Genomic DNA, 18,491 nt, shown 5'->3' with positions numbered 1-18,491 from the left:
GGTCCTCATGTCTGGTAAGGGTCGGCCGCGTCGCGCACCCCGTCCCCCAGAAAGTTCAGGGCAAGCACCGCGATGACCACGATGACACCCGGCGCGAACAGCCAGGGCGCCACGGCGATCGACCGGATGTTCTGCGCCTCTTGCAGCAACACGCCCCAGCTGACGGTGGGTGGTTGCAGCCCGATCCCCAGAAAGCTGAGGGCGGTTTCCGCCAGGATCATCGTCGGAATCGTCAGGCTGACCGTGGCGATGATGTGGCTGGTGAACAGCGGCAGCATGTGCTTGCGGGTGATGCGGAATTCGCCCATCCCCTCAAGCCGGGCAGAGGATACGAAATCCTCGTTCTTGACCGAAAGGAACAGCCCGCGCACCTCGCGCGCCAGGGCCGTCCAGCCGATCAGCGACAGGATGACGGTGATTGCCAGATAGGTCTGCCATTGCGGCCAGGCCAGCGGGATCGCCGCCGAAAGCCCCATCCACAGCGGAATCGTGGGCAGCGAGCGCAGGATTTCGATCAGGCGCTGGATCACTGAATCGATGACCCCGCCGTAAAACCCCGACACTCCACCCAGAAAGACGCCCAGAATCAGGCTGATCGCCACCCCGACCAGCCCGATCGACATGCTGATCCGGGTGCCATAGACCAAGCGGCTGAACACATCCCGGCCCAGCCGGTCCGCCCCCAGCAGATAGAACGGTGCACCGGGATCGACCGGGCCGATCAGGTGACGGTCGGTTTCGAACAGCCCCCACAGCCGATAGGATTCACCCCTGGCAAACAGACGGACGGGGAAAACCTGTTCGGGGTCTTGCACAAAGGTCTTGCCATAGGTTTTCGGATCGACCTCGATGCTGTATCCCTTGACGTGCGGATTGAAATGCCAGCCCTCGTCGTCGGTCATGAACAGGTGGATGCCCTGGGGCGGCGCGAAGACATAGCGCCCGTTGTAGGTTGCGGGCGACACCGGCGCGATGAATTCGGCAAAGGCCACCATGACATAAAGAAACAGGACCACGAAGGCACTGATCAGCGCCAGCTTGTGGCTCTTGAATTTCCACCAGAACAGCTCCCACGGAGTGGCGACGCGAAACCCGGTTTCGGCAGCCTTCATCGCGGATTCCTCGGCCAGGGCATCGGTGACGGCGGCTTGGTTCTGTGCGTTTCCCATGGGCTACACCTCGGCCCGCAGGCGCGGATCGAGCCAGGCCAGCAATAGGTCGGACAGAAGCGTGCCGATCACGGTCAACACGCTGAGGATCAGGATAAGACTGCCCGCCAGGTACATGTCCTGCGATTGCAGGGCACGGTACAGAAGCGGCCCGGTGGTTTGCAGGTTCAGAACGATCGAAGTGATCGCATCCCCCGACACCAGCGCCGGAAACACCCAGGCCAGCGCGCTGACCAGGGGGTTCAGGGCAATGCGGACCGGATATTTGACCCGGATCCTGAACTCAGAAAGGCCACGCGCCCGCGCCGCCTCGACATAGGGTTTGGGCAGTTCGTCCAGCAGGTTCGCCCGCATGATCCGTATCAGGCTGGCCGTACCGGCCGTGCCGATGATGATCACCGGCAGCCAAAGATGCGCCAGCAGATCGCCAACGCGCGCAAACGACCAAGGCGCCTGAACGAAGGCGGGTGAAAACAGCCCGCCGACGCTTTGCCCGAAATATTGGAACGAGATGTACATCAGAACCAGCGCCAGAAGGAAATTCGGGATCGCCAGGCCGATGAAGCCGAAGACCGTGAAGACATAATCGCCGGCGGAATACTTGTTGGTGGCCGAATAGATGCCGATGGGGATCGACACCACCCAGATGAACACCAGGGTGATCGAGCTGATGAGGACGGTCAGGCCGAACCTGTCCCAGATCAGTTCGTTGACCGGGCGCTTCCATTCAAAGGATTCGCCGAAGTCGCCGTGAAAGACGATGCCGCTGATCCATTTCCAGTATTGCACCCAGATCGGCTGATCCAGACCATAGCGCGCGCGCATCGCCTCGATCTGCACGACATCGACGGTTTCGCCCGCCTCGCCGCTCATCAGGGTGGTCAGGAAATCGCCCGGCGGCGCCTGGATGATGGCGAAGGCGATCATCGAAACCAGGATCAGCGTCGGGATCATCAGAAGGATGCGCTTGAAGATATAGATGGCCATGACACCCTCTGAAACCGGAATGCCGCGGGCGGTGGTCCGCCCGCGACGTGGGTCAGTCGTTATTCACCGATCCAGAAGGCAGCCGGGTTCAGCGGCGCCGGGTCGGGATAGGTCCAGCCGTCGAAATACACATCCGGCACGTTGTGGAAGTTGTTCTTCACCACCGTATAGCTGTCGGGGTTCGACGCAATGCCGATGGCATAGAACTGCTCCTTAGCGATCGCCAGGATCTCTTTCATCAGCTCGGATTGCTTGGCCTCGTCACCCGTGGCGGCGATCTGGCGGTAAAGGTCGAACTGCTTCTTCACATGCTCGGGCGGTTCCTGGCCCTGGTCGGGGTTGTTCCAGTATTGCGCCCAGGGGATGCCATAGGCGCTTTCGACGCCGTCGATGGGCAGATACCAGACCGGGCTGAGGAAGACATCGAAGCCCCCGACCATGCCCCAGACGGCGGCGTCATGGTCGTTGCTGGTCTTGCGGTTCACCAGAAGCGACCGGTCGATCACCCGCAGTTCCATGTCGATGCCGACCTTCTGGAAGTACCCCTTGATCAGTTCCAGGGTATCGGGCCAGTTGTTGAACACATCCGCCACTTCAACGACAAAGCTGATCGGCTTGCCGTCCGGGCCCAGCCGCACGCCGTTGCCGTCACGGTCGCCATAGCCGGCCTTGTCCAGATACTCGTTCGCCTTGTCCACGTCGTAGGCGGCGTATTGCTGGGCCATTTCCTCGTCATAGAAGGGCGAGTCGGGCAGCGGAGCAAGCTGGCGGGGCTTCAACTGGCTGGCATAGACGATGTCCGAAATTTCCTGCCGGTTGATGGCGTGGGACAGGCCGATGCGGAAATCCTTGTTGTTGAAGATCTCGCGCTTGACCGGATCCTTGTGCGTCAGGTTCAGCGCCAGCGCCATGACGTTGCCACTTTCGGCGATCTTGGTGGCAAGGTGGTAATTGCCCCGCTCTTCGTTCTCGACCACGACGCGGCGGTTGTCGGTGGTGTTGAACCCCCGCGACATCATGTCGATGTCACCGTTCAGAACCTGAAGCAGCAGTGTCTGCTTGTCTTCCAGCGCGGCATAGACCACCCGGTCGATATAGGGCAGTTGCCGGCCTTCCTCGTCCACTTTCCAGTAGAACGGATTGCGTTCGGCCACCACCTGACCCGAGGAATCGCCGTAGGGCGTTGCCATGGCCCAGGGATGCAGCGTCGGAATTTCCGTGGCCTGCCAGAAGGCCGGGTTGGACGAAATGCAGGATTGCACGCCACCCTTGCGTTCGAACAGGTCGACCCAGCCGGAAACGCCCTCGTCCTTCACAAGGCTGTCGAGGTTTTCGTTATAGGTGGGATGGAAGGTTTCGAAATAGTGTTTGGGATAGCTGGTCGGCCCGCATCCGTGAACCGAGGCAAGGAACCGCAGGAACAACCCGTTCGGCCCCGCGAATTTGAACGAAACCGTGTCTTCATCCACCTTCGTCACTGTCACCGGCTCGCCTGCCGCGGTGAACGAGGCCGGAACCGAGGGCGTCAGATCGGGATTCATCAGCACGTCGTTGTACCAGAACATGATGTCATCGACACCGAAGGGTTCGCCGTCGGACCATTTCATGCCGGGGCGCAGATCGAAGGTGAATTCGGTCGCATCGTCGCTGGCCGTCACATTGGCGGCGACATTGGGAATGATGCCGGTCCAGTCGGGCGTCCAGCGCACAAGGTGTTCGTACCCGATGGTGCGGATCAGCCAACTGTTGTCCAGCCCGCCGACGATGGCCGTGCGCCAATCGCCGCCGTAATCGCCGATCTCGTCCATCGCAACGACCATCGGGTCGTCCGGCAGACGCTCGGCCACCGGCGGCAGCGTTCCCTCTTCGGCCATCTTGGCCAGTTGCGGCGCCTGTCGGTATTCCTGTGCGCCCAGCGGCGCAACGGTGAGGACGGCGGCCGCCGCCGCCCCCAGCGTCAAGGTGAATGGAATTTTCAGCATTTTACTTCCCTGCACTTGGCGTTTTGACAACGTCCAAATCCGACATTGCAAGCGCGGTTTTCGTTGCATCGTCCCAACCCCGGACAGACGATTTCAAAACTCTCCGCTTACCGCCGGGGACCGGCAATTATGAAATAACATCTTTATTATATCGATGCAATTGCGCAGTTTGTCCATTTTTCAGCCACTTTCGCATCATTTCCGATCAATCGTGGTGCGCAACAGCCTGCCACCTGCCGCAACGTCAATTCCATCCACCCGAACCGCCCCTTCGGCCATCAGATGCACCCGCACCGGCCCGCCAGCGGCCAGCACAAGGTCGTGCGGCGAATCAAGGGTATAACGAAGCTCCCCATCACCCGGCTGGGCGATGATCGCCAGAGTCAGCCTCCCGTCGCGCTGCAACAACACGCCCTGACCACCCGCAACCGGATGGGCGACCGCCGATACATCCGGCGGCGCAAGAACAGTGACAATCGTCATTTCCTGTTCGCGCCATTCCGGCATCATGATCGAGGTGCGGCCAAGAAAGGGTTCACCGGTTCGCACGTCGTGTTGTTCGGCGGTTTCCCAGGCCATCTTGGCCGGCGCAAGAACCGTCAGGCGCAAATCGATTGCGTCCCCGTGCACCCAGTCGCAGGTGGCACCGTCAATCCGGATGCTATGCACACGCGGATCGTGGTGAAGGTGCCAGCCCATGCGCCCAAAGATCCGCGAAGGCTGACGGCGGCGGCGCAGATCGTCCACCAGAAACAGGGTGTCACCCCCAAGTGACAGCAGGCTGCGCCGGCAGCTTTCGATGCCGTGGACCTTGCCGAATCCTTCGGTGAAATCCGCAACGGTGAAAACGGCGTCGCCCTCGCGCGCAACGCATTGTATGCGGGGGCGCGCCGCCGGATCGGTGACGAAATGCGCGCCATCCACGCTTAACGTGTTCTGATAGCCGCTGTCGCGCCGCCCGTATCCCGCCGGGATCAGCACATAGCGCCCCTTGGTGAAAAGCGTGATGGCGCCGTGGTCGATATGGGCGTGGTTGATGTTCACATCCGGCACGGTGCCATCCGACGCGGCATAGAGATCCGCCGCCCGGTGCCCGGCCAGCGGCCCGCAGGACAGGGTGGCAAGCGTCGCCGCGCCCGTCCAGTCTGACCGCATCACCACCATGCCCTGATTGTCGAAATGCGCCAGCGGGTCCAGATCGCCGGGGGCTACGGCCGCCACGCGGCCATCGTGCCAAAGGGCATTCCACGCCACGCAGACCGATTGCCGGTCGACATAGGGCTGCCAGTCCGAGGCGACGGAATGGCCCTCATAGGCCGCTTCGTACACCCCCTGCGCCGAGTCCGACATATCGAAGGCTTCGTCATGGTCGGCCAGCCATTGCACATGCCCGTCGCCAAAGACCGAGGCCAACCGGCGCAGCACGTGGCAGGATGCCGCCCCGCCGGTGTTGTAGCGGCCCGAACGAAAGGAATCGTTGCAATAGACATAGCTGCCATCGGGCAGCAGGTGGTGCAGCCGGAACCGCGCCGAGGCCTGGAGCCATGGGTGCGCCCCGTGCAGATCCTGCCCCGTGACCGCCCGATAGGCGCCATAGAAGGCAAGCAGGGGCGACCACGCATAGACAAGGTCTGCCACCCCTTCCAGCCAGCCGCCATCGTCACCCAGCCAGGACAGGGCGGTTGCAAACTCGTCCCGCGCCCGTTCCGCCCAATCCCCCGCCTCGGGGAAATGGTCGATCACGGCAAGGGCCGCCTCGCCATAGCCGCCGGTGGCGATCCAGTGATCGTGGTGCAGATAGGCCTCGGCCCACCACTGGGCCTTTTCATGCCCGCGATACGACCCGGCAACCATGTCGGTCACGCAATGTGCGATGCAACCGGCAATCGCCGCGCGGTCGGTTTCGTCCAGATCGTCGTGCAGCCAGACCAGCGCCCGGCCCAACCCCGCGGCATGAACACCGAAGGCATAGTTGTTGGCCCAGACCCCCTGGCCCGGCAGCCGGGCCAGCGCCCGCGCCCAGGTTCGGGCCAGGTCCAGATGCCGCGGCTCTTGCGTGATCAGGGCGGCCAGGGCGGCATTGGTCAGATAGGCCGCCGATTCCTCAAGCAATACCTCCATGGTCCGCGACCCCGACGTCAGGTCGCGCGGCGGCGTCCAGTCGCGGTGCCGGTCTACCCAGTCAACCAGGGCATCGCGGTATCCGGCCAGCACCGGATCGCGCCCGTCGCGCAGCGCCGCAAGGCGGGTTTCGTCAACATGCATCAGGCCGGTCAATTGCGATACTCCCCCAGATGAGCCGCGCTGTCAGGATCAAGGAACAAATGCGCGTCGCCATGCCCGCGCAGCACCGAGGCCGGACAGGAGGTTTCGACAGCCCCGTTCAGCGTGGCGGCCACCGCCGCGGCCTTCGCCGCGCCCGGCACGCAGAGCACAACATGAGGCACCCCCATGAACGCCGGGATCGTCACGGTCAGCGCCCGTTCCGGCACATCGCCGATCGTCGGGAAACAACCGTCATTCACCTGCTGCACCCGGCAGGCGTGGTCCAGCGTCACGGGTTTCACCAACGCCGGATCGTCGAAATCCGCGACGGGCGGATCGTTGAACGCCAGGTGGCCGTTTTCCCCGATCCCGGCGCAGATCAGGGCGGGCGGCAGGGCCTGCAAGGCGGCGGCATAGCGGGCGCAGGCGGCGTCCGGGTCGGGCGCATCGCCTTCGATCAGATGCGCGGCGCCCAGGTTCAGTTGCGAGAAGAACCGCGCGTCCAGGAATCGGCGGAAGGATTGCGGCGCATCCGCCGACAGCCCGACATATTCGTCCATGTGAAACGCCTCGACCCGGGGCCAGTCGATGCCTTGCGCTTGCCGGAAGGCGGCCAGGAATTCATCCTGCGACGGCGCGGCGGCCAGCATCACGCCCACCCGGCGCGCGGCTTTCAGCCGGTCGCGCAGGATCGACGCGGCCAGGTAGGCCGCCGCCCGCCCCAAGGCCGCGCGGTCGGGCCATAGGGTGACGTTGAGGCGGTCCCTCTGGAAACGTGCAACCGGATCGTTCACAATGTCACCACCCGGCCTTCGTGCGCCGAAAGATAGGCGCCGTAGATCACGTTCAGCACGCTGCGCCCCAGCCCGGCATCGGACACCGGCGCGCGGTCGTCATGCACCGCCCCGACGAAATCCTGCAATTCGTGGTGATACCCCAGCATCCAATGCTCATCGACGTTCGGAAAGCTCCACCCCGCCTTGGTTTCCAGCTTTTCCACCAGGTATTCGTCGGCGAAGACCTCGGCATCGGGGGCATAGGCGCTCAGCAAGCTGGAACGCGAGAAATCGCAATGCACCCGGCAGTTGGAAGCGAAGATGTCGATGGTGTCGCGCATCCCGCCCAGGCAGATGTCGTTGGCCGACACCACGCCGCGCGATCCGTCGGAAAACCGGATGATCGCGGTCGACCAATTTTCGACGTCCACCCAATCGTGAACGATCCACTTGCGCTCATCCGCGCCGCTGGCCACGTCGCGGGTCATGTCGGCGACATCGGCACTGACCGATACGGGGCGGATCGGTTCGCCCGTGCGCCGCCGCCCCTCGATGTCCTTGAGGTGCAGCATCACGCCGATGGGGTGCGAACCCAGCCGGATCAGCGCGCCGCCCCCCGCATCGGCCCAGCGTTTCGCCTTGGGCGAATGCGAACCGTGGTGGCTTTCCTCGCCGCGCATTTCCAGGATCGCGCCACCCGAGGCCGCCAGCAACCGCCGGGCCTTCTGCACCGACGGGGCATAGACCCAGTTTTCGGCATACATCACCTTTACCCCCGCCGCAGCGGCCGCGTCGATGATCCGGTCGGCACTGGCCAGCGCCTGTTTCAGCATGGTGGCGCGCGACACGTCCTGTGCGCCGTCGGGGGTGTCGAAGAACCCGGTCAGGGGCTTTTCGACGATCACATGCTTGCCCGCCGCGATCGCCCCAAGCGCCAAGTTTTCGTGGAACCGGTTGGGCGCGCAGATATCCACCACATCCACGTCGTCGCGCGCCACCAGCGCGTCAGCCGCGACCGTATCCGCAATTCCGGTTTCGCCGGCAAAGGCGCGGGCGCTGTCCAGCCCCCCGGCGGCCACGCATGTCACCTGCGCCCCTGGGATCGCGGAATAGCAATCGGCATGGACCCTTGCGACGAACCCGGCCCCCATCAGGCCGATGCGAACCTTGTCGGCCATGTCACAGCCCCCGCATGTAGCGCACGAAATGCGGCAGGGCGATTTCCGGCTCTTCGATGTCGGGCTGCCACTTCTTTTCCCACTCGAAGCTGATCCAGCCGTCGTAGTCCGACTCGCGGATATTGCCGATGATCCGGTCCAGCGGCGCCTCGCCCTGCCCCATCAGCCGGTACTTCAGCTTGTCGCCCGTCTGGTCGAAATCCTTGATATGGACCAGGCTCAGGTGCCTTGAGCCTTCGATATTCTCCCAGGTTTCGGTGGCGTTCTCGCCCTCCATATAGGGGTTGCCGATATCCCAGAGAATGCCGACACCGCGCCGGTCCGGGTTCGCCTTCAGCACGGCGGTGGTCAGCGAACTGGTGGTGGTGCCGCGCAATTCGCGCCGCCGCCAGTCGAACATGTCGTGCAGTTCCAGCGAAATCCGCACCCCCGCCGCCACGGCCGCATCGTCCAGCGCATCCAGCGACTGCCCCAGCCATGTGCGGGCATCGTCATCCGACACCGATTCCGGGTAGGCACCGGGAAAGACGCGCAGCTCTTCGGCGCCGAAGGCCCGGGCCAGATCCAGCATCCTCTTGCAATCGGCCAGCATCCTGTCGCGGTCGCCCCCCGGCGGGATGGTCAGCTTGATCCCGCTGTCCAGGGCGCAGGTCTTCAGCCCCGCCGCCGCAACCGCCGCGGCGATCTCGCGCGCCTTTCCCTCGGGGAAATCGGGGTTCACCACCTCGCCATCGACAAGGCGCCATTCGATCCCGTCATAGCCGTAGTCGACGGCGGCATCGATGCATTGCTGCCATGTCCAGTCGGGACAGGCCAGTGTGGAATAGGCAAGTTTCATGCGTTCTCTCCCGTATCCAGCGGACCGGCCTGCCGGCGGCATTCCTCAAGCACCACAAGCTGCCGGCGCACGCTTTCGGCGGTGATGGCCAGCGGTGCGCCTTCGCGCAGGGTGCGGTAGAGGTCGGCGTACATCCTCTGGTTCTTCGAGGTCCATTGTTCGGACAGAAGATCGCAGCTTTCCTCGGTCCAGTTCAGGTCTTCCTTGTTGTAGTTGCGCTCGGGCGTAGGTTTGTCGTCCACCTCGCGCACCGGCAGCAGGGCGGGTTCGATATAGCGCCAGCGCAGCTTGTGATGGCCGCCCGCCAGCCCGCCCTGCGTGCCGGTGATCAGCCATTGTTCCTGGGGATAGGCAACGGCGTTGCTGAACTCCATGTCGATCAGCGGGGCGCCCGGCGCACTCAGCAGGATCTTGACGTGATCCTCGGCATCTCCGGCGGTCAGCGGGGTGCGGGCCATGCGGCAAAACACATCGGGGTCGGAGTCACCGAACAGTTGCAACGCCTGATCCACCACATGGCTGCCGTCGTTGTTCAGACAGCCGCCGCCGAATTTCGTCAGCGTCTGCCAATCCCAGCGACGCCGGAACCAGTGCCACTTGATGTTGATCTGAAGGATCCTGCCCAGCTTGCCCGACGCGATCACCTCGCGGATCTTCAGGAAGTCCGCCTCGAACCGCAGATCCTGGCCCACGGTCAGCACCCTGTCGTTGGCCTTTGCCGCCGCGATCATCCGGTCGGCATCGGCGACGCTGGCGGCCAGCGGCTTTTCGACAACAACGTGCTTTCCGGCCTCAAGCGCGGCGACGGCCATGTCGGCGTGCATATGCGAGGGCGTGGCAATCACCACCAGTTCCAGATCCGGCTGGGCGATCATTGCGGCAAAATCTGCGTGGCTGGCACAGCCGAAGGCTGCCTCGGCCTCGGCGCGGCGTTCGGGCATCGGGTCGGTCACTGCCGCGACACGGTAGAGCCCCTTCAGATGGTCCAATGTCAGCGCGTGCATCCGCCAGCCGGATCGGCCCAGCCCGGCAACGCCGGCGTTGATCGGTTTGGTCATGGTCTTGCCTTTCCTCGTCCTGTGGTCCGGCCCGGCGAGGACCGGTGAGATTTCATTGCCCTTCGGGTTTCGCGTATCCGTTCAACACATCGTGGCGGCGCTGTGCGCCGTCCCGCGCGGCGGGGTCGCCATAGCCGCCACCGCCCGGCGTCTTCACGACAAGGCTGTCGCCCGCCGGGATCAACTGCCGCCCCTTGCCCGCCAGCCGGTTGCCCGACCCAAGGCCGACATAGCCCTGCGCCCCGTCGCCGCCCCCGGCCCGGCCGCGCGGCGCGTGGTCGATCCGGTCAAGGGCGGCGTAAATGGCGAAGGGGTGGGGTTCGCGGTTCTCGATCTCGATCACCTGGCCCAGCCCGCCGCGCCACCTGCCCGCGCCGCCGCTGTCTTCGCGCAACTCCTTGCGGCGGAACAGCAGGGGCGAGATCGACTCGATGATTTCCACCGGCACGCCCGACACGCCGCTGGGAAAGGCCGTGGCCGAAAGCCCGTCCACCCCCGGCCGCGCCCCGGTGCCGCCGGTCTGCACCGACAGGATGGAAAACCGCGTCGGCGCGGTTTCGCCCCCGTGCCGCCGGGTTTCGTGGCTTTCCAGGATCAGGTTCCACAGGCACGACGTGCCCTCGGCTGGGGTGTCGAAATCCGGCGATTTCGACAGGCAGTTGAAGACCACGTCGGGCAGCATCTGCCCCACCACATGGCGCGAGGATACCGGTGCCGGGCGTTGCGCGTTCAGGATGCAATTCTCGGGCGCCACCACCTCGATCACCGAAAGCGATCCGGCGTTGTTGGGCACTTCGGGGCCGATCAGCATCCGTGCGCCATAGCTGGAATAGGCCTCGGTATAGGCCATGGGCACGTTGATGCCCTTGTCCGACGGCGGGCTGGTTCCGGCGAAGTCGATGGTGATCTTTTCCGGCGCGATCGTCACGGCGCCCACAAGATCGATTGGCGCCTCGTATCCGTCGATGCGCATCGAACCCTCGTACCGCCCCGGGGTCAGGCGGGCGATCTCGGCCAGCATGGCGCTCCGGGACGCGCTGATGATATGTTCGCCCAGGGCGTCCAGATCGTCCATGTCGAATTCGGCCATCATCACGTCCAGCCGCCGCACGCCCACCTCGTTGCAGGCGGCCAGCGACAGCACGTCGCCCTCGGCCTCGAGCGGATAGCGGGAATTGCCGCGCAGGATGTCCAGCAGCGTCTGGTTCAACGCGCCACCATCGGCCAGACGCAGGAACGGCAGATACAGCCCCTCTTCGATCACGTCGCGCCCGTCGGGGCCGAACCCGATGCCGCCGATGTCGATCAGGTGGCTGGTGCAGGCGAACAGCCCCACCACCTTGCCCGCCCGGAAGGCGGGGGTGACGACCACCATGTCGTGCAGATGGCCGGTGCCCTTCCAGGGATCGTTGGTGATGAACACATCGCCGGGGCGCATGGTGTCGATCGGAAAGGCCGCCAGGAAATGGCGCACCGAATTGGCCATGGAATTGACATGCCCCGGCGTACCCGTCACCGCCTGGGCCAGCATCCGCGCCCGGGTATCGAACAACCCGGCCGAAAGATCGCCGGATTCGCGCACGATGGGGCTGAAGGCCGTGCGCATCAGGGTCTGCGCCTGTTCCTCGACAATGGCGACAAGGCGGCTCCACATCACCTGGTTGTGGATCTTGTCCAGCTCGGGTTCGATCTGCGGCGCATCTGTCATGGGGCGGCCTTGGCGTTGAGGATGATATAGCCGTGATCGTCCAGCGTGGCGTCAAAGGTCGAGGTCACGATGGTGGATGTGGCCGGTTCGACGATGATCGCCGGGCCGCTGATACGCTGGCCGGGGGCGATGGCATCGCGCTGCCATATCTCGGCCTCGGCAAAGCGACGCAGGGCGGCGTCGTACATCTGCGTGGTGCGCACCTGCGCGCCCCGCTGCGCGGAGGGCGGCGCGGGGCGCGCCGTTTCGCCCGCCCGGCGGGCGGCGGTGGCCACCACGACCCAGCTCAGAACCTCGATCCCGGCGTTCGGGATGCTGCGCCCGAACAGATCGACATAGCGGGCATCGAAGGTATCGCGGATCAACTGAGCATCTCCGGCACCCAGATCGCGCGAGGGCAGGTCCACCTCGATCTCGTGCCCCTGCCCTGAATAGCGCACATAGGCATGGCGCGTGACGGTCACGGTTGCCGGATCGGCGGCGCCGGCGACCACGGCGACGGCATCCCGCTCCATCCCGGCGAACAGGGCGTTGGTTTCGTCGGGGTCGAACCGCGCCATCTGCACGAAGCGGCTGCGCACCAGTTCATAGGCCACCGGCGCGCGCAGGAACCCCAGGGCCGAACCCACCCCCGCATCGCGCGGCACGATCACCCGGGCGATGCCCAGCTTTTCGGCCAGGCGCGCGGCATGCAGCGGCGCCGCGCCGCCGAAGGCGATCAGCGTGCGGTCGGTCGCGTCCTTGCCCCGCTCGGCCGCATGAACGCGGGTGGCGTTGGCCATGTTCTCTTCCGCGATTTCGACGATACCCAGCGCCGCCGTGGTGCGCGCCAACCCGCCGGGCCCTGCGATGTCGCAATCCAGCACGGATTCGGCCAGGGCGGCGTCCAGTCGGATCGACCCGCCGGCGAACACCTCGGGGTCGATCTTGCCCAGAACCAGATCGGCATCCGTCACCGTGGGCGCCGTGCCACCGCGCCCATAGCTGGCCGGGCCGGGCATCGACCCGGCACTTTGCGGCCCGACACGGATCTGGCCCATCTCGTCGATCCGCGCCATCGATCCGCCACCGGTGCCGATTTCCACCATTTCGATCACCGGAATGCGGATCGGCATCCCCGACCCCTTGGCAAAGCGTTTCGACCGCGCCACTTCAAACGTGCGCGACTTCAACGGCTCGTAATCGTCGATCAGGCAAATCTTGGCGGTGGTGCCGCCCATGTCGAAGGACAAAAGCCGCCGCTCGCCGCATTTCTCGCCCACATGGGCGGCCAGGATGGCGCCGCCCGCCGGACCGGATTCGACCAGCCGGATGGGGATTTCGCGGGCATTCTCCAGCGTGGTCAGCCCGCCGCCCGACGTCATCAACAACACCGGACAGCCCATGCCCAGATCCGCCAGGTCCGCCGCCAGCCGCCCAAGATAGGACGAGATGATGGGCTTCACATAGGCATTGGCGCAGGTGGTCAGCAGGCGTTCATATTCGCGGATTTCGGGGCAAACGACAGAGGAGCGTGACACATGCAACCCGGGAAGCCGCGCGCCCAGAACCTCGGCCACGCGGTTTTCGTGATCGGGGTTGGCATAGCTGTGCAGGAACCCGATGGCGACGCTGCCCACCTTCTGCGCGCGCAGGGTTTCGACAATCGCATCCAGCCCGCTTTCATCCAGGGGCCGCGCGACATCGCCCGAAGCGGCGATCCTTTCGTCCAGCGTCAGGCGCAGGTGGCGCGGCACGATGGCCTCGGGCTTGGTCAGGTACAGGTCGTACTGGTCAAACCGGCTCTCGCGGCCAATCTCGATCACGTCTCGAAAGCCGCGGGTGGTGACAAGCGCCGTCTTCGCGCCGCGCTTTTCGATCAGGGCGTTGGTGGCCAGTGTCGTGCCATGGATGAAGGCCCCGATGTCGCCATAGCCCAGCCCGGATTTTTCCAGAACCTGGGCGACGGCCGCGATCACGCCTTTTTCCGGCGCGACGTGATCAGTCAGAACCTTGGCGGTCATCCGCCGACCCGACCATTCAAGCGCAACGTCGGTGAATGTGCCCCCGATATCGGCAGCAAGCCGCGCGTCAGAGCCGGTTCGAGTTTCCATGCGTGCGGCCTCATTCAATCACATATTTGCATGTTAGATCGATATAATTGTATTTGTCCAGTCTCCAGTTGTGCTAAAGAACCGCCAAAGGAAGCGGGAAGAGATCATGTCGGATAAACCACCGGGCCGCGGCCTGAGCAGACCGCAGCGCAGCCGTGTTACGCTGGATGATGTCGCCGCACATGCCGAAGTTTCGCGCTCGACGGCCTCTCTCGTGGTGCGCAACAGCAAGCTGATCACGGCCGAAACGACGAAGAAGGTACGCCGTTCGATCGCCGCGCTTGGCTATACCTACAATCAGGCGGCAGCCAACCTGCGCACCCAGCGCAGCAAGACCCTGGGCATGATCATCGCCGACCTGTCGAACCCCTTCTACGCCCTTGTTGCCTCGGGCATCGAAAGCGAATGTGGCCAGCATCGCTATGTCACCGTCTTTGCCGACGCCCGGGAAGATGCCGATACGCAGACGATGATCGTCAACCGCTTCATCGAAAACGACGTGGCCGGCATTTTCCTCTGCCCCTCGGGCAACGACTCGGCGCAGAACCTGGACCGCCTGCAAGAGGTCGGCATCCCCTCGGTTCTGTTCATGCGCCATATCCAGGGCTATGACGCCAGCTATATCGGGCCCGACAACGTGGCCGGAATGCGGGCCGTGGTCGCCCATCTTGTGGAACAGGGGCACCGCCGCATCGGGTTTGTCGGCGGGCCGCCGAAACGGTCGTCGGGTCAGGAGCGGCTGGACGGTTTCCTGCAAGGAATGCGCGATCATGGCCTGACACCGCGCGCCGAACATGTTGTCGCGGTGCCGACGATCGACCGGCAGGCGGCCCATGGCGCCTGCCTTGCCCTGCTGGATGCGGGCGACCCACCCACCGCGCTTGTCTGTTACAACGATCTGATGGCATTCGGGGCCATGCTGGCGATGATCCGGCGCGGGCTGACCCCCGGCAAGGACATTGCCGTCACCGGCTTTGACGACATTCCCGAATCCGTGCTCTGGACGCCATCCCTGACCACCATTTCCATCGACGCCGAGAATATCGGCCGTATGGCCGCCCGCGCCCTTCTGGCCCGGATCGAAAACCCCGATCAGCCCCCCGAAAGGATGATCGTCGCGCCCCGCCTGATTGCAAGGGAATCATCGGCCAGAAGGTTCTGAGCGCGGCCAAGGTGTGCGGTTTCTCGTGAAATTGACAATTACATCGATCTAGTCGACACATTATCCAGCGAAGGACCATCATGACCGACATCATTGATCTGCGCAGCGATACCGTTACCCGGCCGACGCCCGAGATGCGCGCGGCCATGGCCCGCGCCGATGTTGGCGATGACGGCTACCGCGACGATCCCACCGTCGCCGCGCTGGAATCGCTTGCCGCTGATATCACCGGCAAGGCCGCAGCGCTTCTGGTGCTGAGCGGCACCATGGGAAACCTTGTCGCCGTGATGACCCAGTTGCGCAACGGCGATGCCGCCCTGATCGAGGAACAGTCCCACATCTATCGGCTGGAGTCGGGGCATCTTTCATCCATCTGCGGGATCACACCACGCCCCTTTGCCTGGAGCGAACGGCCCGAACACACCGCCTTTGCCAACGAGGATGTCTTTGAAAGCGCGCTGAACCACCCGCGCGCCAACCTGCTCTGCCTTGAAAACACCCACAACATTGCGGGCGGGCGGTGCATGTCGGCCACCACCACCGCGCGGCTGGCGGATGCCGCCCATGCCCGGGGCATGGTGGTTCACATGGACGGCGCCCGCATCTTCAACGCCGCCGAGAGCCTGGGCGAAAGCGTGGCCAGCCTTTGCGCGCCCTGCGATACCGTCACCTTCTGCCTCAGCAAGGGGCTGGGCGCGCCGGTCGGGTCCATGCTCTGCGGGCCGGCCGACACCATCGATGCCGCCCGCCGCTATCGCCAGATGGTGGGCGGGGGAATGCGTCAGGCGGGTGTCTTTGCGGCCGCCGGCATTGTCGCGCTGCAATCGGGCACCGCCCATCTGGCCGCCGATCACGCCCATGCCCGGCAATTGGCCCAAATGCTGCACGAGGGCGGGCTTGATATTGACCCCGCGAGCGTTGAAACCAACATCGTCTATGTGCGCATTCCGAAGGGTGCGAGGGCGGCGCAGGATCTGCGCACCCGCCTGGCCGATGCCGCAATCCGCGTGAACCCACCCAAGGGCGACAGGCTCCGCTTCGTATTCCACCGCGACATCAGCCCGGCCATGGCACAACAGGCCATCGCACGCATCCGGCCCCTGATCTGAAACCCGAGAGGACACGCCATGCCACGCCCCCGCCTTGCCGTGCTGCACACCGTCGCCCTGCTGGCCGAACGGTTCAAGACCCGCATCGCCGACCGTTTTCCGGATCTGGACAGCTTTCACATGCTGGACGAAAGCCTGTTGCAAGACCTGATGCGCGACGGCCCCTCGGCCGGTATCGTGGCCCGCGTTGTGGGCCACGCCCAACTGGCCGAAAGGGCCGGCGCGACGGGACTGTTGTTCACCTGTTCGTCGACCTCGCCGGCGGTGGATGTGGCGCGGCGTGTCGTGTCGATTCCCATCGTCAAGATCGACGATGCCATGGCCGCAAAGGCCGTGACCCTTGGCAACCGGATCGGGGTGATCTGCACCACCACCAGCACCCAGGGGCCAAGCCGCGATCTGCTGCTTGACCATGCAAAGGGCGCACGGCGGAAGATCGAGGTTGAAACCCGCCTTTGCGACAGCGCCTATCACGCCCTGATCGGCGGCGACCGCGACACCCACGACCGGATCGTCACCCAGGCCGCCCGCGATCTGGCACCCCATGTCGATACCGTGGTTCTCGCGCAGGCGTCCATCGCCCACCTGCGCGAAACGCTTGACGGGGAACTGGCGGTTCCGGTTCTGGCCAGCCCTGATCTTTGCATCCAGACCCTGGACAGTCAGCTTGACCTGACTGGCGCCAACCACAACCCAGGGTAGAAAAAACCACCCCCTCCGGGCACATCGCGGTTTGCCTCGCGACAAAGCTCTGCTAACCTTGAAGTGTCTGAGAACGCACGGTGCCATATAGGCCTCACCGTGGAGATGTTGGCATCGTGACGATCAGGCGGCGCAGGCCGTCCCAACGCAGGCAACTGGCTGTTTGATGAAATCAACGGGGGTTTCCCCCGGTCGAACACTGTTGCGAAAGTCATGCCCGTTTCAAATCTCCCCTCCGATTCCGTTTCGTCCCGCCCTGCCCCCCGACAGAAAGGGCGCCTGCGCCGGTCACTTGTCGGCGCCCTGTTCACCGCTGCCCTAGCGTTCTGGTCGTCAGGCGCGCGGGCCGATGCCCTTCTGGACGAGGCGCTGTCATTTGGCGGCACGATCTTCCATCTGCAATCGGGCGTTCCCGGCGTGATTGTCGGCGCGGTTCACGATGGCGAAACCGCCGTCTTCGGGTTTGGCGAAACCCGCCGAGGCAATGGCATCGCCCCTGGTGGCAACACGGTTTTACGTGTCGGGTCCATCACCAAGGTCTTTGCCGGTCTGATGCTGGCCCATGCCGTGGCACGGGGCGAAACCGGGCTGACGGCGCCGGTTGCGCCCCTGCTGCCCGGAGCGCTGGGGCAGGCGGCGGCGCGCCACCCGGCGATCCGGCTGGTCGATCTGGCCACCCACGCCGGTGGCCTCCCGCGCGAGGTGCCGCACCCCGAGGGCCCGCCCGACGATCCCTTCGCGCCGATCACGCTGGATGCCTTCGCAGGCTGGTTGGCCGAAAACCCGCTGTCCTTCGAACCGGGGCGGGCGATCTCCTATTCCAACTTCGGCTTCGATCTGCTGTCCACCGCCCTTTCCACGGTCGGGGGCAAGACCTATGAAACCCTGCTGAAGGAACGGATCACCGCCCCCCTCGGGATGAACGACACCGGCTTTGCCGTCACCGACGACATGCAGGGCCGCCTGATGACGGGCCACGGATTTGACGGCGCACCCCTGCCCGAAGTGCCCTCGGGCCATGTGATCACCGGGTCGGGCGGGCTGCGCACCACCGCCGACGACATGCTGCGCTGGCTGGAATGGCACTTGGACAACGGCGGCCCCGAGGCCGAGGCGCGGTTCATTGATCATGCCGCCTATGTGCCGCGCGGTCAGGCGCAAAGCGTGCTGGCCATGGATGAATCCGGCTTCATGGATGCCATGGGGCTGGGCTGGGTGGTGATGAACGCCACCGATACGCGGCCCTTCATCCTGCAAAAGGCCGGGGCGCTTCAGGGGCAGATGTCCTTTGTCGCCATCGCCCCAACCCGCCACACGGCGGTTTTCGTCACCATCAACCGGTTCGATTTCGCCGCCGCCGAGGCCATGGCCAGTTTCGCCACCCAGCTTCTGGGCACCCTCGCCAACCGTTAAGCCCGCGTCTTTTTCAGACACCCAAGCCGCATTGCACCCAGACCAGAGAGA

The 18,491-nt window shown here is 64.6% G+C and carries 14 protein-coding genes; 4 read left to right on the top strand and 10 right to left on the bottom strand.

What is annotated here, in order from left to right; all coding sequences use genetic code 11:
* Positions 1 to 5: 5 nt before the first annotated feature.
* The 10 genes from H7828_RS12200 to H7828_RS12155 form a co-directional block, all read right to left on the bottom strand.
* Positions 6 to 1,169 carry an ABC transporter permease gene (locus H7828_RS12200; protein ID WP_226781318.1) on the bottom strand — a complete coding sequence of 388 codons (1,164 nt, stop codon included), beginning with the start codon at positions 1,167 to 1,169 and terminating at the stop codon, positions 6 to 8.
* Positions 1,170 to 1,172: 3 nt separating this feature from the next.
* A complete protein-coding gene (locus H7828_RS12195; protein WP_226781317.1) occupies positions 1,173 to 2,156 on the bottom strand; it encodes an ABC transporter permease in 984 nt (327 codons plus the stop codon).
* A 59-nt stretch (positions 2,157 to 2,215) separates the two neighbouring features.
* Positions 2,216 to 4,138 carry an ABC transporter substrate-binding protein gene (locus H7828_RS12190; protein ID WP_226781316.1) on the bottom strand — a complete coding sequence of 641 codons (1,923 nt, stop codon included), beginning with the start codon at positions 4,136 to 4,138 and terminating at the stop codon, positions 2,216 to 2,218.
* A 195-nt stretch (positions 4,139 to 4,333) separates the two neighbouring features.
* Positions 4,334 to 6,403 carry a heparinase II/III family protein gene (locus H7828_RS12185; protein ID WP_226781315.1) on the bottom strand — a complete coding sequence of 690 codons (2,070 nt, stop codon included), beginning with the start codon at positions 6,401 to 6,403 and terminating at the stop codon, positions 4,334 to 4,336.
* 8 nt (positions 6,404 to 6,411) lie between these two features.
* Positions 6,412 to 7,197 (bottom strand): 6-phosphogluconolactonase, encoded by a 786-nt coding sequence (locus tag H7828_RS12180; protein ID WP_226781314.1) that lies wholly within the window; start codon positions 7,195 to 7,197, stop codon positions 6,412 to 6,414.
* Positions 7,194 to 8,357: a Gfo/Idh/MocA family protein gene (locus H7828_RS12175; RefSeq protein WP_226781313.1), complete on the bottom strand. Its 1,164-nt coding sequence runs from the start codon at positions 8,355 to 8,357 to the stop codon at positions 7,194 to 7,196. The genes H7828_RS12180 and H7828_RS12175 overlap by 4 nt, the downstream gene beginning before the upstream one ends.
* 1 nt (position 8,358) lies before the next feature.
* On the bottom strand, positions 8,359 to 9,195 hold the full coding sequence (locus H7828_RS12170; RefSeq protein WP_226781312.1) for a sugar phosphate isomerase/epimerase family protein: 837 nt from the start codon (positions 9,193 to 9,195) through the stop codon (positions 8,359 to 8,361).
* Positions 9,192 to 10,253, bottom strand: coding sequence for a Gfo/Idh/MocA family protein (locus tag H7828_RS12165; protein ID WP_226781311.1), 1,062 nt, complete (start codon positions 10,251 to 10,253; stop codon positions 9,192 to 9,194). Before H7828_RS12165 ends, H7828_RS12170 begins: the two co-directional genes overlap by 4 nt.
* Positions 10,254 to 10,305: 52 nt before the next feature.
* Entirely contained in the window at positions 10,306 to 11,961 is a 1,656-nt protein-coding gene (locus tag H7828_RS12160; protein WP_226781310.1) for a hydantoinase B/oxoprolinase family protein, read from the bottom strand.
* Positions 11,958 to 14,054 carry a hydantoinase/oxoprolinase family protein gene (locus H7828_RS12155; protein ID WP_226781309.1) on the bottom strand — a complete coding sequence of 699 codons (2,097 nt, stop codon included), beginning with the start codon at positions 14,052 to 14,054 and terminating at the stop codon, positions 11,958 to 11,960. The genes H7828_RS12160 and H7828_RS12155 overlap by 4 nt, the downstream gene beginning before the upstream one ends.
* Before the next feature lie 106 nt (positions 14,055 to 14,160).
* Between H7828_RS12155 and H7828_RS12150 the strand changes: the two genes are divergently transcribed.
* From H7828_RS12150 to ampH, 4 genes are all read left to right on the top strand, one after another.
* Complete coding sequence (locus H7828_RS12150; RefSeq protein ID WP_226781308.1) at positions 14,161 to 15,216, top strand: LacI family DNA-binding transcriptional regulator; 1,056 nt, start codon at positions 14,161 to 14,163, stop codon at positions 15,214 to 15,216.
* 80 nt (positions 15,217 to 15,296) lie between these two features.
* Positions 15,297 to 16,325, top strand: a complete 1,029-nt coding sequence (locus H7828_RS12145; RefSeq protein WP_226781307.1) for a GntG family PLP-dependent aldolase — start codon at positions 15,297 to 15,299, stop codon at positions 16,323 to 16,325.
* Between the two features lie 18 nt (positions 16,326 to 16,343).
* Positions 16,344 to 17,027 carry an aspartate/glutamate racemase family protein gene (locus H7828_RS12140; RefSeq protein ID WP_226781306.1) on the top strand — a complete coding sequence of 228 codons (684 nt, stop codon included), beginning with the start codon at positions 16,344 to 16,346 and terminating at the stop codon, positions 17,025 to 17,027.
* 213 nt (positions 17,028 to 17,240) lie between these two features.
* Complete coding sequence (ampH, locus tag H7828_RS12135; RefSeq protein ID WP_226781305.1) at positions 17,241 to 18,440, top strand: D-alanyl-D-alanine-carboxypeptidase/endopeptidase AmpH; 1,200 nt, start codon at positions 17,241 to 17,243, stop codon at positions 18,438 to 18,440.
* Positions 18,441 to 18,491: the final 51 nt, after the last annotated feature.

The sequence above is a fragment of the Oceaniglobus trochenteri genome (assembly GCF_020529025.1).
GTDB lineage: Bacteria > Pseudomonadota > Alphaproteobacteria > Rhodobacterales > Rhodobacteraceae > Oceaniglobus > Oceaniglobus trochenteri.
The sequence above is the reverse complement of the archived record's forward strand: the minus strand, read 5'-3'. Positions and strand labels throughout refer to the sequence as shown.

Bases quoted from the DNA above. Each gene is read 5' to 3' on its own strand.
- H7828_RS12200 (WP_226781318.1), bottom strand. From the start codon at position 1,169: ATGGGAAACGCACAGAACCAAGCCGCCGTCACCGATGCCCTGGCCGAG.
- H7828_RS12195 (WP_226781317.1), bottom strand. From the start codon at position 2,156: ATGGCCATCTATATCTTCAAGCGCATCCTTCTGATGATCCCGACGCTG.
- H7828_RS12190 (WP_226781316.1), bottom strand. From the start codon at position 4,138: ATGCTGAAAATTCCATTCACCTTGACGCTGGGGGCGGCGGCGGCCGCC.
- H7828_RS12185 (WP_226781315.1), bottom strand. From the start codon at position 6,403: ATGCATGTTGACGAAACCCGCCTTGCGGCGCTGCGCGACGGGCGCGAT.
- H7828_RS12175 (WP_226781313.1), bottom strand. From the start codon at position 8,357: ATGGCCGACAAGGTTCGCATCGGCCTGATGGGGGCCGGGTTCGTCGCA.
- H7828_RS12170 (WP_226781312.1), bottom strand. From the start codon at position 9,195: ATGAAACTTGCCTATTCCACACTGGCCTGTCCCGACTGGACATGGCAG.
- H7828_RS12165 (WP_226781311.1), bottom strand. From the start codon at position 10,253: ATGACCAAACCGATCAACGCCGGCGTTGCCGGGCTGGGCCGATCCGGC.
- H7828_RS12160 (WP_226781310.1), bottom strand. From the start codon at position 11,961: ATGACAGATGCGCCGCAGATCGAACCCGAGCTGGACAAGATCCACAAC.
- H7828_RS12155 (WP_226781309.1), bottom strand. From the start codon at position 14,054: ATGGAAACTCGAACCGGCTCTGACGCGCGGCTTGCTGCCGATATCGGG.
- H7828_RS12150 (WP_226781308.1), top strand. From the start codon at position 14,161: ATGTCGGATAAACCACCGGGCCGCGGCCTGAGCAGACCGCAGCGCAGC.
- H7828_RS12145 (WP_226781307.1), top strand. From the start codon at position 15,297: ATGACCGACATCATTGATCTGCGCAGCGATACCGTTACCCGGCCGACG.
- H7828_RS12140 (WP_226781306.1), top strand. From the start codon at position 16,344: ATGCCACGCCCCCGCCTTGCCGTGCTGCACACCGTCGCCCTGCTGGCC.
- ampH (WP_226781305.1), top strand. From the start codon at position 17,241: ATGCCCGTTTCAAATCTCCCCTCCGATTCCGTTTCGTCCCGCCCTGCC.